Origin of the sequence: Pseudomonas spirodelae (assembly GCF_034653255.1) — a bacterium.
GTDB lineage: Bacteria > Pseudomonadota > Gammaproteobacteria > Pseudomonadales > Pseudomonadaceae > Aquipseudomonas > Aquipseudomonas spirodelae.
Window position 1 is genome coordinate 69082 of record NZ_JAYEET010000039.1, and the last position, 15576, is coordinate 84657.

The following is a 15576-nucleotide window of genomic DNA, read 5'->3' on the forward strand; positions in this document are numbered from 1 at the left end:
GGTGCTCACACTTTTGTCGGATGCCACCATGACCGTCTTGAAGAACGACCGTTTCCTTCGTGCCCTGCTCAAGCAACCTGTCGACGTCACCCCAGTGTGGATGATGCGTCAGGCCGGTCGTTACCTGCCCGAGTACCGCGCCACCCGCGCCAAGGCGGGTAATTTCGTCAAACTGATGAAGAACCCCGAGTTGGCCTGCGAGGTCACGCTGCAGCCGCTGGACCGTTACCCGCAGCTGGACGCGGCGATTCTCTTCTCCGACATCCTGACCATTCCCGACGCCATGGGCCAAGGCCTGTATTTCGAAACCGGTGAAGGCCCGCGTTTCAACAAAGTCATCAGCTCCATGGCTGATATCGAAGCGCTGCCGATCCCTGATCCCGAGCAAGATCTGGGCTATGTGATGGACGCCGTGCGCACCATTCGCCGTGAGCTGAATGGCCGCGTGCCGTTGATCGGCTTCTCTGGCAGCCCCTGGACCCTGGCCACTTACATGGTCGAAGGCGGCTCCTCGAAGGACTTCCGCAAGTCCAAGGCCATGCTCTACGACAACCCGCAGGCCATGCATGCGTTGCTCGACAAGCTGGCACAGTCGGTTACCGCCTACCTTAACGGCCAGATCAAGGCCGGTGCGCAAGCGGTGCAAATTTTCGATTCCTGGGGTGGTTCGCTGTCGGCAGCGGCCTATCAGGAGTTTTCCCTGGCCTATATGCAGAAGATCGTCGACGGTTTGATCCGCGAACACGACGGTCGTCGCGTGCCGGTAATCCTGTTCACCAAAGGCGGCGGCCTGTGGCTGGAGTCCATGGCCGAGACAGGTGCTGAAGCCCTGGGCCTGGACTGGACCTGTGACATCGGCAGCGCCCGCGCCCGCGTCGGCGACAAGGTGGCCTTGCAGGGCAACATGGACCCGAGCGTGCTGTACGCCAACCCGGCGGCGATTCGCGCCGAAGTCCGGCGCATCTTGGCGTCGTACGGCCATGGCAGCGGTCAGGTGTTCAACCTCGGCCATGGCATCACCCCGGAAGTCGACCCGGCGCATGCCGGTGCGTTCTTCGAAGCGGTGCATGAGCTGTCGGCGCAATACCACACTTCGTAAATGAACAAGGGCCGCATTTGCGGCCCTTGTTCATTGTGCAGCGCTTAATCAGTTGTAACGGTATTTCTGATCGACTTTACGCTTGCTCAGCGTGTATTGAGTAATGTCGATCTGGCCTGTTTGGAGTTGCTCATCTAGGCCATCTAGCTCACGTTCATGCTGACTGTGAAGGTGTGCTTTTGTCGCTTGATAGTTGATTGATTGGGAGGCGTCATGTCCGCTGACAGGGTCCCAAAGAATCGAAAGTGGCCAGAAAAGCAAGTTCACGACGCCTAAGCCGTATTCGCGGCCATAGAAGGAGCCCCCGCCTGGCAAAAGACCTAAAGCGGCTCCTAGCCCGGGATTCTTTTCTTCGACGGCCTGGCCGCGCGCTTCAAAATACTTGAGCTCAGCTTCCTGATGCGAATTAAGACCCGATGCACATCCCGTGCAAAATACGATTACGCTGGCTGCTGCAAAAATACGATTGATGCTCATGCTAACTCCATGTTTTTGTTGGTAATCCGGCCACGCAAAAGCGGCGGCGGAGCTTAGCATGGTGTGGTGGCGTTTTGCCTTTATTGTTGAGCCTGCGTATGCGCGATTCGTTTTGCAGAGTTTTTCGCTTATCCGCAGGTTTTTTGCATAGAATCCAAGACCATTTTGGGGCTCAGGGAGGTACTTCATGCGGCGCGTAATTTTCAATCAGAAGGGCGGTGTGGGTAAGTCCAGCATTGCCTGCAACCTGGCCGCAGTCAGCGCTTCCCAGGGCTATCGCACGCTGTTGATCGACCTGGACGCACAGGCCAACTCGACGCATTACCTCACCGGCTTGACCGGCGATGAGATTCCTATGGGGATCGCCGAGTTCTTCAAGAACACCCTGTCGTCCGCGCCCTTCGGCAAGAAAGGCCGGGTTGATATCTACGAAACGCCGTTCGACAACCTGCATGTGGTCACCGCCACCGCTGAGCTGGCTGACCTGCAGCCCAAGCTTGAGCAGAAACACAAGATCAACAAGCTGCGCAAATTGCTCGATGAGCTGGGTGAGGATTACGAACGCATCTACCTGGATACCCCGCCCGCACTGAATTTTTACACCGTTTCGGCGTTGATCGCGGCCGACCGGGTGCTGATTCCCTTTGACTGCGACAGCTTCTCGCGTCAGGCGCTGTATGGCTTATTGCGGGAAATTGAAGAGCTTAAGGAAGACCATAATGAAGGGCTTGAGGTTGAAGGTATCGTGGTCAACCAATTCCAGCCGCGCGCGACCTTGCCGCAGCAACTGCTCGATGAGTTGGTCGCCGAGGGCTTACCGGTGTTGCCGGTAAATCTGATGAGTTCGGTGAAGATGCGCGAGTCGCACCAGGCCTGCATGCCGCTGGTTTATCTGGATCGCAACCACAAGCTGACCCAGCAGTTTGTCGAGTTGCATGACCTGCTCAATGCCCGCTGATCGTAACCCACCAATAAAAAAGCTGCCTAGGCAGCTTTTTTATTGGTGGGTTACGCTTCTGCGCAGCAAACTCACCCTACCGCACCACGTAGATATCGCAGGGTGCCTTGTGCAGGAAGTGCTGCGCCAGGCTGCCGAGCAGGGCTTGCGACAGTGCGCTGCGGCCGTGGCTGCCGAGCACCAGTAGTTCGCTATCGGTACTTTTCAGGTGAGCTTGCAGGCAGCGCAGAATGCCGCCTTGTTCTACTGAATGAGTCAGCGTCGGGCCCTTGTCTGGCAGGTTTTGCGCTTCATCTTCCAGCAACTGGTTGATCAGGGCTTTCTGCGTGTCCAGTTGCGCCTCAACCTGCTTGGCTGTGCCCTTGTCAGGCTCAAACACGTGCAAGGCATGCAGCTCAGCGGTTTCGGGCAGCAGCCGATAGGCCTGGCCGAGCGCGCTGCAGGCGCAGAGCGAGAAGTCGATGGCCGCCAGAGCGCGTTTATACGGGCTGGAATCATTGCGTGCGACCAACAGCAACGGCACGGGACAGTTGCGGGCGATGCGGTCGAGGCTAGTGCCGGAGAAGAAATCGTGGCGCTGGTGATGGGCGCCGAGGACCAGCAGGTCGCAACCCAGTTCATTGAGCTGCTGCAGCACGGTGTCCGAGGGCTTGCTGCCACTGCGGATCAGCAGTTGCGTGCCAGCCGGTGCATAGGTGGTGAGGCTGCGATCCAGAGCCTGTTTGGCCTGGTCATGCTCCTGGCTGCTTTTGCTCGGGTCGAGCACATGCAGCAGGGTCAGTTTGGCGTTGAACTGTTTGGCCAGTTGCGCGGCGCGGCACAGCGCCATATCAGCGGTATCGCGCAGGTCGTGAGCAATGAGGATATGACTGGGCATGGTCGGCACTCTCCTGCCGATGCATGTCGGCACATTTATTGTGACCTCGAGTCATAGCTGGACTTTTGACCTAGGGCAAGGTCATGCGTCAGCGTCTACGCAATTGGTACAGGCCACGACTCTCGACCACTACTTCACCACTGTCGTCGGTTAGCTGCAACTCTAAAAGGTATTCAGCCTTGCCTTGGTCTGTTGCCTGGTTTTGCAGGCGCTGGATTTCCTCGGCGCTAAGGCGTGCCTCGACCCGAATCGCGCCGGTAGCGGGGCGGCGAAAGCGCAGGTTCATCTCCTTGATGATGGGATAAAAATGCTGGGTATCGAAGCTGGTGAGAAATAACGCGCCGCCGGGAATCTCCGCCAGGGTGAACAGCGCGCCGGCATACATGCTGCCGATATGGTTCTGGTTGCCCTCTAGAGGCATCCGCAGGCGCACCCAGCCAGGCTCAAGGACTTCGGCCTTGAGGCCGCTGCGCTGAACAAAGGCGATCTGTTCTTCGGTGAGCTGGCGCACCAGTTCAAGGGGCATCGGCATGGCTTGGCTCCACAGGTTGTGAGTGTGCAGCCAGCCTAATGCGTGCTTAAGAGCAGGGTAATGACCGCGCTGGCATCGCGGCATTGACTGAATCGCTCAGCGCCGCAGCTCAGATGCCGTGCTGACGTAGCCAGCCGAGCAGTTGTGGCAATGGCAGTGCGCCACTCTGGCGGGCGATTTCCACGCCGCCCTTAAGCAGGATCAGGCTCGGGATCGAGCGAATGCCCATCTCGGTGGACAGTTGCGGGTTGGCTTCGCTGTCCAGTTTTGCCAGGCGACAGCGGCCCTGCAATTGGCTGGCGGCCTGGGTAAAAATTGGCGCGAAACTGCGGCATGGGCCGCACCAGCTGGCCCAGACGTCAATCAGCAAGGGTAAATCGCCTTTGTTCTGCGCGGCGAAGCTGGCCTGACTCAGCTCGAAGGGCGTGCTCGGCAGCACTTCAGCCTTGCAGCGGCCACAGCGCGGCGCATCGCCCAGGCGTTCAGAGGGAATACGGTTGAGGCCATTGCAGTGCGGGCAGGGGATCAGCAGGGGATTGGACATGGGCGACTCCAGACGCGGGATAGTCCTAATCTGGAGTCGCTGACGCCGATATCAAGTGCGCGGGTGTGCCTTAAACGATTTGTGCGGCCTGCAACGCCTGGCTGAGGTCGGCGAGAATGTCATCGCTGTGTTCGATGCCAATCGATAGGCGCACCATGTCGCGCGGTACACCGGCGCGTTCCAGCTCTTCGTCATTCAGTTGGCGATGGGTGGTCGAGGCCGGGTGGCAGGCGAGCGATTTAGCATCGCCGATATTCACCAGGCGCACCACCAGCTGGAGCGCGTCGATAAAGCGCGCCCCGGCTTCCTGACCGCCGACAATGCCGAACGACAGGATCGACGCAGGCTTGCCTGCGCAATATTTCTGCGCCAAGGCATGCTCGGGATGATCCGGCAGGCCGGCATATTTGACCCAAGCCACCTGCGGGTGGTTTTGCAGGTAATGGGCGACCTTCAGCGCGTTCTCGCAGTGGCGCTCCATGCGCAGCGCGAGCGTCTCCAAACCTTGCAGGATCAAAAAGGCGTTGAACGGCGACAGCGCCGCACCGGTATTGCGCAGTGGCACCACGCGGCAGCGGCCGATAAAGGCGGCAGGCCCGAAGGCTTCGGTGTAGGTCACGCCGTGGTAGGACGGGTCCGGCGTATTGAGCAGGGCAAAGCGCTGTTTATTGTCAGCCCAGGGGAATTTGCCGGAGTCGACGACAATGCCGCCGATGCTGGTGCCGTGGCCGCCGATGTATTTGGTCAGTGAGTGCACGACGATGTCGGCGCCGTGTTCAAACGGCCGGCAGAGCATCGGCGTGGCCACCGTGTTGTCGACGATCAGCGGCACGCCATGGCGGTGTGCGGCGTCAGCCAGTGCTTGCAGGTCAACGATATTGCCCGCCGGGTTGCCGATGGATTCGCAGAATACCGCCTTGGTCTTGTCGTCGATCAGCGCTTCCAGGGCGGCGATGTCGTCGTGCGCGGCGAAGCGCGTCTGGATGCCAAAGCGCGGCAGGGTGTGGGCCAGCAGGTTGTAGGTGCCGCCGTACAGCTTGGCCACCGAGACGATGTTGTCACCGGCTTCGGCCACAGTCTGGATGGCGTAGGTGATCGCGGCCATACCCGAGGCCACAGCCAGTGCACCGACGCCACCTTCCAGCGCGGCGACGCGCTCTTCGAGCACGGCGTTGGTCGGGTTCATGATTCGTGAATAGATATTGCCGGCGACCTTCAGGTCGAACAGATCGGCCCCGTGCTGGGTGTCGTCGAAGGCAAAGGAGCTGGTCTGGTAGATCGGCACGGCCACCGCCTTGGTGGTCGGGTCAGGGCTGTAGCCGGCGTGGATGGCCAGGGTTTCCAATTTCATACGCACGTTCCTTCGGGGCAGATGGCAAGGTACGCAGCATGGCCAAAGCAGCACCGCCTGGTCAATGCACCGGCGCATTCAGCGCAAAGTGTGCGGGCCGAGGCCGGTGCCGAGCGCGTGCTTAGACCGGTACCAGTGGCCAGAACCAGGGGATCACCACACTGGCAACCGCCCACAGCAACAGGTTGAGCGGTATGCCGACCTTCATAAAGTCGGTGAAGCGATAGCCGCCGGCGTTGTATACGAAGGTATTGGTTTGATAGCCGATGGGGGTGGCAAAGCTGGCGCTGGCGGCAAACATCACGGCGACCACAAAGGCGCGCGGATCCACCCCCAGGTGCTGAGCCAGGCCGATGGCAATCGGCGTGACCAGTACCGCGACGGCGTTGTTCGAGAGCATCTCGGTGAGGATCGAGGTCAGCAAGTAAATCAGCGACAGCATCAGCAGCGGCCCGGCCCAGGGCAGCCAGCCCATCACGCTTTCCACCAGCAGTTTGACCAGGCCGACTTTGTCCATGGCGATGCTGATGGCCAGCATGCCGAAGATCAGGCTGAGGATCTTCCAGTCCACCGCTTTGTAGGCGTCTTCCACATCCAGGCAGCGGGTCGCCAGCACGGTCACCGCGCCGATGATCGCCAGGCCTTCGATGGGCATCACGCCAAAGGCCGCCAGCAGCATTACCGCCAGGGTGGCGATGATCGCAATCGGCGCTTTGTCGCGGCGGAATGCGCGCTCCTGCACGGCGTTAAGGCTGATCAGCTCGCCGTTGTCGGCAAAGCGTTTGATTTGCGTCGGCGTGCCTTCGACCAGCATCACGTCGCCGAACTGCAACTCGAAGTCATCCAGGTTGCCCTGGATGTTCTCGTCCTGGCGGTGCACGGCGAGCACGGCGATGCCATAGCGCGCGGTGAGGTCTAGGTCGCGCATGGGCCGGTGGCTGTAGCGCGAGTTACGTCCGACGATGGCCTCGGCGAGGATCACATCGTGGCTGCTGATGGTTTCAAAGGCATCGCTGCGGTTGAAGATCAGGTGGCCGCTTTCGCGCAGCTCGACCACATCCTTGACCTGGCCGTGCAGCACCAACTGATCGCCGGCCAGCAGCAGGGTGTCGTGGGCGGGCTCGGTGAGCTCCTGCTCGTCGCGGAAAATTTTCAGCACCTGCAGGCCGCTGCCACCGTTGAGATGGGCTTCGTGCAGGGTTTTGCCGATCACCGGGGAGTCGTGCGGCACCAGCAGTTCGGTCATAAAGGTGCGCGCAAGATCCGGGCGCAGCTGCTTGGACAGGGTTTCGCGGTCGGGCAACAAGTGCCGGCCAATGGTCAGCAGATAAGCCATACCGGCGGCGGCGAGGATCAGCCCGGCGCCGGTAATTTCGAACATGCCGAAGGGCTCCAGGCCCGCCTTGCGCGCCACCCCATCGACCAGAATATTGGTCGAGGTGCCGATCATGGTCAGCGTGCCGCCAAGGATGGTCGCGTAGGACAGCGGAATCAGCAGTTTCGACGGCAGGGTGCCGGCACGCCGGGCCAGGGAGATCGCCACCGGGGTGAGAATGGCCACCACCGGGGTGTTATTCAGAAAGGCCGAAATGACCAGGGCGGTAATCGTCAGACCGGTGAGCACGCGGATCGGGCTGGTGCCGACCAGATCGCCCAGCCAGTTGCCGAGGGCGTCGATACAGCCGGTGCGCTCTAAAGCGGCGGACAGCACAAACATACAGGCGATGGTCACCGGGGCCGAGTTGCTCAGTACGCTGAGCACTTCGGTTGGGGTCAGCAGCTGGGTAATCAGCAGCGCGGCCACGGCAATGGCGGCGACTATATCCGGGCTCCACTTCTCGCGTACAAACGCGTACAGCACCCAAACCAACAGGGCGCCAACAAACAGCAGGGGCAGCGGTAGTGAATCCCAGAACATGAACGTCCTTTTGAGCTATCGGCGTGCCGACCTATGGGGGCTATGGCGGCGCAAGGCGCAGAAGATAAGGGTTGCTGCTTAGAGAGTCTAAGAATGTTTGGGAAGGTTTATATGCCTTTTCGATTTAACAGATAAGGCTGTACGGACCGCTCTGCTGGCCACTGTGCCTGTGCGGCGGCGCCTGGGCGAATTAGGCTCAAGGCTTTGTCGGAAGGGGATCGCTATGCGTCAGTTAGGCATCTTGGGCGGCATGAGCTGGGAATCTACGGCCAGTTATTACCGTTTGCTCAATCAGGGCGTGCGCGAGCAGTTGGGCGGCCTGCACTCGGCGCCGCTGTTGCTGCATTCCGTGGACTTCGCTGAAGTGGCCGAGCTGCAGCAACGTGGCGACTGGCAGGCCGCCGGCGAGCTTTTGGCCAGGGCCGCACAGGGCTTGCAGCAGGCTGGGGCGACCGCTTTGCTGCTCGCCACCAATACCATGCACAAGGTCGCGCCGGCGCTGGAGGCCGCGATCGATATCCCGTTGCTGCATATCGGCGATGCGGTTGGTCAGGCCTTGCAGCGTCAAGGGATCAAGCGCGCTGCCTTGCTTGGGACGCGTTTTACTATGCAGGAGGCCTTCTACCGTCAGCGGTTGGCCGAGCGTTTTGCGATTGAGGTGATCACCCCTGAGCCTGTGCACATGGAGGAAGTCGACCGGGTGATCTTTGCCGAGCTGTGTCAGGGCCAGTTCCTCGCGCCGGCGCGCGACTTCTACTTGGATTGCTTGCGCACGCTGAAAGAGCAGGGCGCCGAGGTGGCGATTCTTGGTTGCACCGAAATTGGTTTGTTACTGGAGGGCGTGGACGCACCGCTGCCGTTGCTCGACAGCGCCGAGTTGCATGTGGCGATGGGGCTGGAGTGGATGTTGGGGGTGTAGGAAATCCTGTGGGAGGCGCTTTAGCGGCGATTGTCGCGGCTAAAGCCCCTCCCACGGCTGGCTACGAGGAACAGCTGATTTCCAGGTGCTTACCCCACTCCGGTGGACGCTGGGCGTAGCGCTCGAAGCCCGGCTGCTCGTCGAAGGGCTGTGACAGCACCTGATGCAGTTCGCGCACCGGGGCATAATCGCCCTGCTCGGCGGCTTCGATCGCCTGCTGCGCTAAGTAGTTGCGCAGGATGTATTTGGGGTTGACCGCCTGCATGCGCGCCTGGCGCTGCACCTGGTCAGCGCCGTCCTGAGCGCTGCGTATTAGGTAGTCGGCGGCCCAGGTGTCGAAGCCGGCGAGGTCGGTAAAGTCATCACGCAGGCGCGCCACAGCCTCGGCCGCTGGGCTGTCGCCGAGCTCGCGGAAGAAGTTGGTGTAGTCCACCGCGCTGCTTTGCATCAGTTGCAGCAAGCGCTGCACCCGGGCTTCATCGCCCTCATCGGCGCTCAGTAGGCCTAGGCGTTTACGCATCAGATCGAGGTAGTGCGCCTGATACAGCGGCAGGAACAGGCCGAGGCTTTCGCGCAGGGCATCGACCTCGACCAGTGGCACCAGCGCTTGACCGAGGGCAGCGAGGTTCCATTGGGCGATGGGCACCTGATTGCTGAAGCTGTAGCGCCCGGTGTCATCCGAATGGTTGCAGATGTGCTGGGCGTCGAAATCGTCGAGGAAGGCATAGGGACCGTAGTCGAAGGTGATGCCGAGGATCGACATGTTGTCGGTGTTCATCACCCCGTGACAGAAACCGTACGCCTGCCAGTAGGCGATCATCGTGGCGTTACGCTCGATGATCTCGCGGAGCATCGCCAGATAGGGCTGCGCGTCTTGTAGGCACTCGGCGTAGTGGCTGTGCAACACATGCTCGGCCAGTTGCTTCAGCTGGTCGTGCTGCTGGGTGTAATAGAAGTATTCGAAGTGGCCGAAGCGCACATGGCTGGGCGCCAGGCGCAGCACCATCGCCGCGCTTTCTTGCTTCTCGCGCCACACCGGGGTGCTGGAGCCGGTCACGCACAGCGCCCGCGAGGACGGAATACCAAGGGCGTGCAGGTGCTCGCTGGCGAGAAATTCACGGATCGAGGAGCGCAGTACCGCGCGGCCATCGCCCATGCGTGAGTAGGGGGTTTGCCCGGCGCCTTTGAGGTGCAGGTCCCAGTACTCGCCGGCTTCGTTGAGCACCTCGCCCAGCAGCAGGCCGCGGCCATCGCCCAGGCGCGGGTTGTAACCGCCGAACTGATGCCCGGAATAAACCATGGCCCGTGGCTCGGCCGTACTCCAGAGCTTGTGCCCGCTGAAAATCTGCGCAAATACGGCACTCTCGGCCTCGCTCGGGTCGAGGTCGAGCAACGCCATCGCCGCTGTGCTGGCCACCACTAAGCGCGGCTCGGCAATCGGCTCGGGCAATACGTGGCTAGAAAAGGCGTCGCCAAGGCGGGCGAAACGGTTGTCGAATTGCAACTCGATGAGCGACTTCACGTTCAGGCTCCAGCCAGGCACAGCGGCCCGGCGGTGGTGAGGGGCTGGCCCGCATGTGCGGGCGAGTAACTGATTTACTGCGGATCTAGAGGCGGCTCGGGCGGCGACTGTTGTTGCTTAGCCGTAGCCGCGACCCCGGCTTGTATCAGTTCTCCGCTGCTCAGATTGAGCTCATGGCCCTGCAGGTTTTTGATCAACACATCGACCTGATTGAATGCCATCTCGACGTTATGTTCGCGGAAGCTCAGGGCGATGCGCGTGAGGATTTCGTCGGTGGCGGCGTTGCGGTCGCCCAGCTCACGGACATGGAAGCGCAGCTCGTAGTCGAAGGTGCTGGCGCTGATCGTCAGGAAGAACAGCAAGGGCTCCGGGTCGCGCAGTACCCGTGGGTTCTCTATCGCGGCTTGCATCATCAGCTTGCGCGCCAGGGCCAGGTCCGACTCGTAGGCCAGGCCGATTTTCACAATGACGCGGGTGACGGTGTCGTTCAGCGACCAGTTGATCAGTTGGTCGGTGACGAAGGTTTTGTTCGGCACGATGATTTCTTTGCGGTCGAAATCGGTGATGGTGGTGGCGCGAATACGGATTTTACTGACCGTGCCGGACAGGTTGCCGATCGTCACCACGTCGCCAATGCGAACCGGCCGCTCGAACAGGATGATCAGGCCGGAGATAAAGTTGGCGAAGATTTCCTGCAGGCCGAAGCCCAGGCCCACCGACAGGGCGGCGACCAACCATTGCAACTTGTCCCAACTGACCCCGAGGGTCGACAGGGTGATGACAAAGCCGATGCCGAAAATGGCGTAGGACAGCAGCGTGGTGGTGGCGTAGGCGCTGCCTTGGGCCAGTTTGAGCCGCGACAGCACCAGCACCTCAAGCAGGCCGGGTAAGTTGCGCCCCAGGGCCAATGTGATGCCAATAATGATCAGCGCGCCGAGTACATCGCTGAGGCTGATGGGCACCAGCACGGCGGCATCGCCGGTACCGCTGCTGTACTCATACAGTGCGATGTTATCCAGGTAGGCAAATACTGAGATCAGATCCGCCCACACCCAATACAGGCTGAAGATAAAGGCGCCGAGTAGGGACAGGCGAATCAGCCGCAGCGATTGTTGATTGACCTGCTCAATATCCAGTGTCGGCTCTTCAATGACGATATCCGTGCCTTCACCGCCCTCTTTGCTGCTTTGTGCCTGGCGCTTGCTCAGGGCGCGTTGGTAAGCCAGGCGTCGTGCCGCCACAGACAAACCGCGGATAAAGGTGGCTTCGATGATCAGCCAGATCATCAGCAGGTACAGGGTGGTGATCAGGCGGTCACTGAGTTTCAGCGCGGTGTAGTAGTAACCAAACCCGACCGCAATGATCAGCGCCAGGGGCAGCAGACTGAGGGCGATACCGATAAGCAGGCGAAACGCCGAGCCATGCTCGCGGGCCGGGCCGGTGAGCAGGGTTTTGTACAGCAACCAGACCATCAGGGCGTAGCAACTCAGCACCACGGTCAGGCCGATGACGTCATCGCCAAGGCCGGCGGGCTGGTGTTTAGCCACTGTGACGACGGCGACCAAGGCCATCACCACCAAGCCCAAACGGCGCACTTGCTTGTGCAGGAAGGCCACCTGCGCGTGCCCCCAGCGGAAGTGCAACTCGGCCACGCCGCCATCGGCAAGGATGCGGTAGACGGTATAGAACACCAGCCAGGCCTGAGCCATCTGGAACAGCGCCTCGCCCAGGTTGGCGTTCTGCCCGCGGGCATCCATTTGCAGGGCGAAGCCGCAGAGCGCCAGGAGCAAGGTGCCGGGTAATGCCAGTAGCACGTTAAGCATGATCGCCATGGGCGTATGCAGCTGGCTGTCACGCTTGAAGTGGCCAATGTCCTGGTGCAGTTCGCCGAGCTTGCGGTACAGGTAGCTGCGGCGCCACAGCAACACGGTAATCAGCAGCAGTAGCGGCAGGAACAACAGCGGTCGCTCGGTTAGGCCGGCCGCCAGTTGACGCAAATTAGCGCCCCAGGGCAGTTCGGCAATCTGCCGCTCCAGCAAATGCGGCACCGACTTGAACCATTCCAGGTCCAGCGGCTTGTTGCTGGGGATCCAGAACATCTGCTCGTCGAGGGTGGCCCGCAGGGTTTCGGCGGTGGTTTGTAGCTGTTTCTGGTTGAGCTGCAGGGTGATCGACTCGTTGAGCAGCGTATTTAATTCGCGGTTCAGGCGGTCGATCAGCTCGCGGCGGGTGTTGATGATATCCAGCAGGTCGGTGCGCAAGGCCGGGGTATTCGCATCTTCCGTGTGGTTGCTGAGCAGTTTGTCGACGTAGACGCTGGGGTTGTTGATGGCCTCGCGCTGCTGGTTCAGCTCAAACTGATACAGGCGCAGGTCAGCGATTTGGTCTGGCAGGCTGCTGTCGATCTGCAACGTTGGCAGGGCCTGCTGCTGTTTATAGAGAATGCGTGAGAGCAGCAGGCTGCCTTGCAGTACGCTGATTTGTTCCGCCAGGGCTTGGTCGCTCTGGCTCAGGCTGTCGAGCTGCTGCTTGGTCTGCAGGTTGAGGCGGGTCAGTTCATTGAGGCGGTCGGTGGCGTTCAGCAGGTAGTCGGACAGCTTCAGATTCATTGCGCTTTCACGCGCCAGCAGGGTGTCGCTGCCGGCTTTCTCGGCTTCGCGCGATTGTTCGGCCACCGCCTGTTCAGACAGGTTGCGGCGTTTTTCGTTGATCAGGTTCTGCAGGTCGAGGAGTTCTTGCTCGAGGCGTTTGATCCGTTCATCGAGCAAGGTTCGGCGGCTATTGCCGAGGTCCTGCAGCAGGCTATTGCCGGCCAGCTCCTGACGCCGCAGCTGGGTTTGTGCGTCGAGCTTGGCCAGTTCGGCATTCAACTGGTCACGGCGCTCATTGCTCAGCGGTTTACTGCCGTCGCGGCCGTTTTTCAGGAGGTTGTTGATCTCCAGGCTACGGGTCTGGTTGCTGCTGATTTCCGCCTGGGCGCGCTCTGGGCGGGTCTGCGCGGTGATCACCAGGCTATTGGCCTCGATGATCTGCTTTTGCCATTCGTTGAGTTGCGCGTTGCGCTCGGCCAGTAGCTGCTCAAGCTGTGGCAGGGCGCTTTTGCCGTAGCGCAGGTTGACCTGAGTGGGGGGGCTGTTTTTCAGCCGCTCGTAATCGCGCTGGGCTTCGCTAATCTGCCGTGGGGCATCCTCTAGCTGCTTTTCCAGGGCGGCCAGGCGCTGTTCGCTGTCGGCTGTCTCGACCAGCAGCGCCAGGGTTTTCTCCAGTGTCTGCTTGACGGCCTGCTGCTCGGCTTCCGGCAGCTTGCGCTCTGCCAGGCTGTCGAGGCTGCTTTGTACGGCAGCGCTGCTCGGTGGCTCAGCGGCGTGCAACTGGGGGACGCTCAGGCAAAGCCCGAGCAGGGCAACGGCTAGATAGGTGCGCAGAGAGGGCATAGTGGCAGTCGTTGGCTCGATAAAGAAGCTGAGTTTAACAGGCGTCTGGTTAACTGCCTGGGCCGCACGCAATGGCCTTTAGTGGGTTAAGGCTGGCGTGCAGCCGGGCGTAAACAGACTGTTAGAGGAAGAGCCCAGGGCCTGGGCGGCTGCCTTCGGGGAATCTGACGCCGACTTTGCGGATCTTGTTCCCTTCCATTGCGGCCACTGTCCAGGTCAGGCCTTGCCATTCCACCTGGTCGCCGATCACCGGCTCGCCGCCAATCTTATGGGCAATAAAGCGGCCCAGGTGCAGTTGGCCTTCGGCACCCTCCAGTTTCAAACCGTACAACGCGGCAACGGCAGCCAGTTCAGCATCGCCTTCAAGCACGAAGTCACCGAAAAAGCGCAGGTCCTGGCCGCGTTTCGGGGCCTGGCTGAACAGTTTGCCGAGTGCGGGCAGGTTATTTTCGTGGCCCACCACACAGAGCAAATCGCCGGCTTCCAGGGTCGTGCTGCCGGAAGGGTGCAGCAGTTCCATACCACGGAACAGCGCGGCGATACGTGTGCCTTCAGGCATTTTCAGCTCACGCAGCGCCGCGCCAATGCACCATTTTTCCGCGCCGAGGCGATAGATAAACAGCTCCCACTGGCTGGTCGGGTGCACGTCCAGGCCGGCACGTGATACTGGCGCAGGCTCCGGCGGCACGGTCACCCGCAGTAGCTTGGCGGCCCATGGCAGGCTGGTGCCTTGCAGCAACAATGAGACCAGTACGATAAAGAACGCCACATTGAAGAACAGCTGGGCATTCGGCAGCCCGGCCATCAGCGGGAACACCGCGAGAATAATCGGCACCGCGCCGCGTAGGCCTACCCAGGCGATAAAGACCCGCTCGCGGTCATGGAAGGCGCGGAACGGTAGTAGGCCGAGGAACACCGACAACGGCCGCGCGAAGAGGATCATCCACAGCGCTAAGCCCAGTGCCGGCAAGGCAATCGGCAGCAATTCGTGCGGGGTGACCAGCAGGCCGAGGACCAGGAACATACCGATCTGCGCCAGCCAGGTCAGGCCGTCGAGCATATGCAGAATGCCGTGGCGCGAGCGGATCGGCCGGTTGCCCAGCAGCAGGCCGCACAGGTAGATCGACAGAATGCCGCTGCCGCCCACCGCCGTGGTGATGGCAAAGATGATCAGGCCGCCGCTGACCACCAGCAGTGGGTACAGGCCCTTGGCCAGCTCCATGCGGTTAATCAGGTTGAGCAGCAGCCAGCCACCCCCTAAGCCGAGCAGTGCGCCAATGCCGAACTGTTGCACCAGCTGGATCAGCAGATTCCAGCTAATGCCGTCCTGGCCGCTGCCGAGCATGGCGATCAGGGTAACGGTAAGAAACACCGCCATCGGGTCGTTACTGCCGGACTCGATTTCCAGGGTGGCGCTGACCCGTTCGTTGAGGCCACGCCCGCCGAGCAGGCTGAATACGGCGGCGGCATCGGTGGAGCCGACGATGGCACCAATCAGCAAGCCTTCCATCCACGTCAGGTCGAACAGCCAGGCCGCGGCAATGCCCGTCAGCCCGGCGGTTATCAGTACCCCCAGCGTGGCCAGGGAAAGCGAGGGCCATAAGGCCACGCGAAAACTCGACACGCGGGTGCGCATGCCGCCGTCGAGCAGGATGATCGCCAGCGCGAGGTTACCGACCAGGTAGGCTTGCGGGTAATTGTTGAAGATGATGCCGCCCGGGCCGTCGGTGCCGGCGAGCATGCCGACGCCGAGAAAAATCACCAGGATGGGGATGCCGAAACGCGAGCCAAACGCGCTGACGAGAATGCTCATTGCGACCAGCACACCACCGACCAAAAAAAGATTATTGATGGTGCTGGCATCCAAGGCGCGTACTCCGTGCGGGTGGTGAGCGTGCCACTATGCATGGCGCGTGCCAGCGATTCTAACCGTTGCTCGAATTTG

General features: G+C 61.0%; 12 protein-coding genes. 3 read left to right on the top strand and 9 right to left on the bottom strand.

The annotated features are described in order from the left end of the window. Positions 1-28 precede the first annotated feature (28 nt). On the top strand, positions 29-1099 hold the full coding sequence (gene hemE, locus SOP97_RS12135) for a uroporphyrinogen decarboxylase (RefSeq protein WP_322949328.1): 1071 nt from the start codon (positions 29-31) through the stop codon (positions 1097-1099). 48 nt (positions 1100-1147) lie between these two features. On the opposite strand, the gene SOP97_RS12140 is transcribed toward hemE, so the two are convergent. After that, a complete protein-coding gene (locus SOP97_RS12140; RefSeq protein WP_322949329.1) occupies positions 1148-1576 on the bottom strand; it encodes a hypothetical protein in 429 nt (142 codons plus the stop codon). Between the two features lie 187 nt (positions 1577-1763). Here SOP97_RS12140 and SOP97_RS12145 point away from each other — a divergent pair, with 187 nt between their 5' ends. Next, the gene (locus SOP97_RS12145; RefSeq protein ID WP_274089074.1) at positions 1764-2534 is read left to right on the top strand and encodes a ParA family protein; all 771 of its coding nucleotides are present in this window, start codon (positions 1764-1766) and stop codon (positions 2532-2534) included. Positions 2535-2610: 76 nt separating this feature from the next. On the opposite strand, the gene SOP97_RS12150 is transcribed toward SOP97_RS12145, so the two are convergent. The 5 genes from SOP97_RS12150 to SOP97_RS12170 form a co-directional block, all read right to left on the bottom strand. Beyond that, positions 2611-3411, bottom strand: a complete 801-nt coding sequence (locus SOP97_RS12150; RefSeq protein ID WP_274089075.1) for a universal stress protein — start codon at positions 3409-3411, stop codon at positions 2611-2613. Positions 3412-3499: 88 nt separating this feature from the next. Further along, positions 3500-3943 (bottom strand): YiiD C-terminal domain-containing protein, encoded by a 444-nt coding sequence (locus SOP97_RS12155; RefSeq protein ID WP_274089076.1) that lies wholly within the window; start codon positions 3941-3943, stop codon positions 3500-3502. Positions 3944-4052: 109 nt separating this feature from the next. Then, the gene (gene trxC / locus SOP97_RS12160) at positions 4053-4487 is read right to left on the bottom strand and encodes a thioredoxin TrxC (protein WP_274089077.1); all 435 of its coding nucleotides are present in this window, start codon (positions 4485-4487) and stop codon (positions 4053-4055) included. Positions 4488-4557: 70 nt separating this feature from the next. Next, positions 4558-5838, bottom strand: a complete 1281-nt coding sequence (locus tag SOP97_RS12165) for a bifunctional O-acetylhomoserine aminocarboxypropyltransferase/cysteine synthase (RefSeq protein ID WP_274089078.1) — start codon at positions 5836-5838, stop codon at positions 4558-4560. A 121-nt stretch (positions 5839-5959) separates the two neighbouring features. Next, positions 5960-7756: an SLC13 family permease gene (locus tag SOP97_RS12170; RefSeq protein ID WP_274089079.1), complete on the bottom strand. Its 1797-nt coding sequence runs from the start codon at positions 7754-7756 to the stop codon at positions 5960-5962. A gap of 223 nt (positions 7757-7979) precedes the next feature. Between SOP97_RS12170 and SOP97_RS12175 the strand changes: the two genes are divergently transcribed. Then, positions 7980-8675, top strand: coding sequence for an aspartate/glutamate racemase family protein (locus tag SOP97_RS12175; RefSeq protein ID WP_274089080.1), 696 nt, complete (start codon positions 7980-7982; stop codon positions 8673-8675). Between the two features lie 61 nt (positions 8676-8736). Here the strand turns inward: SOP97_RS12175 and selO are convergent, their stop codons facing one another. The 3 genes from selO to SOP97_RS12190 form a co-directional block, all read right to left on the bottom strand. Then, entirely contained in the window at positions 8737-10197 is a 1461-nt protein-coding gene (selO, locus tag SOP97_RS12180; protein ID WP_322949330.1) for a protein adenylyltransferase SelO, read from the bottom strand. 74 nt (positions 10198-10271) lie between these two features. Beyond that, entirely contained in the window at positions 10272-13631 is a 3360-nt protein-coding gene (gene mscK / locus SOP97_RS12185) for a mechanosensitive channel MscK (protein ID WP_274089082.1), read from the bottom strand. Between the two features lie 121 nt (positions 13632-13752). After that, positions 13753-15498, bottom strand: a complete 1746-nt coding sequence (locus tag SOP97_RS12190) for a potassium/proton antiporter (protein ID WP_274089083.1) — start codon at positions 15496-15498, stop codon at positions 13753-13755. Positions 15499-15576: the final 78 nt, after the last annotated feature.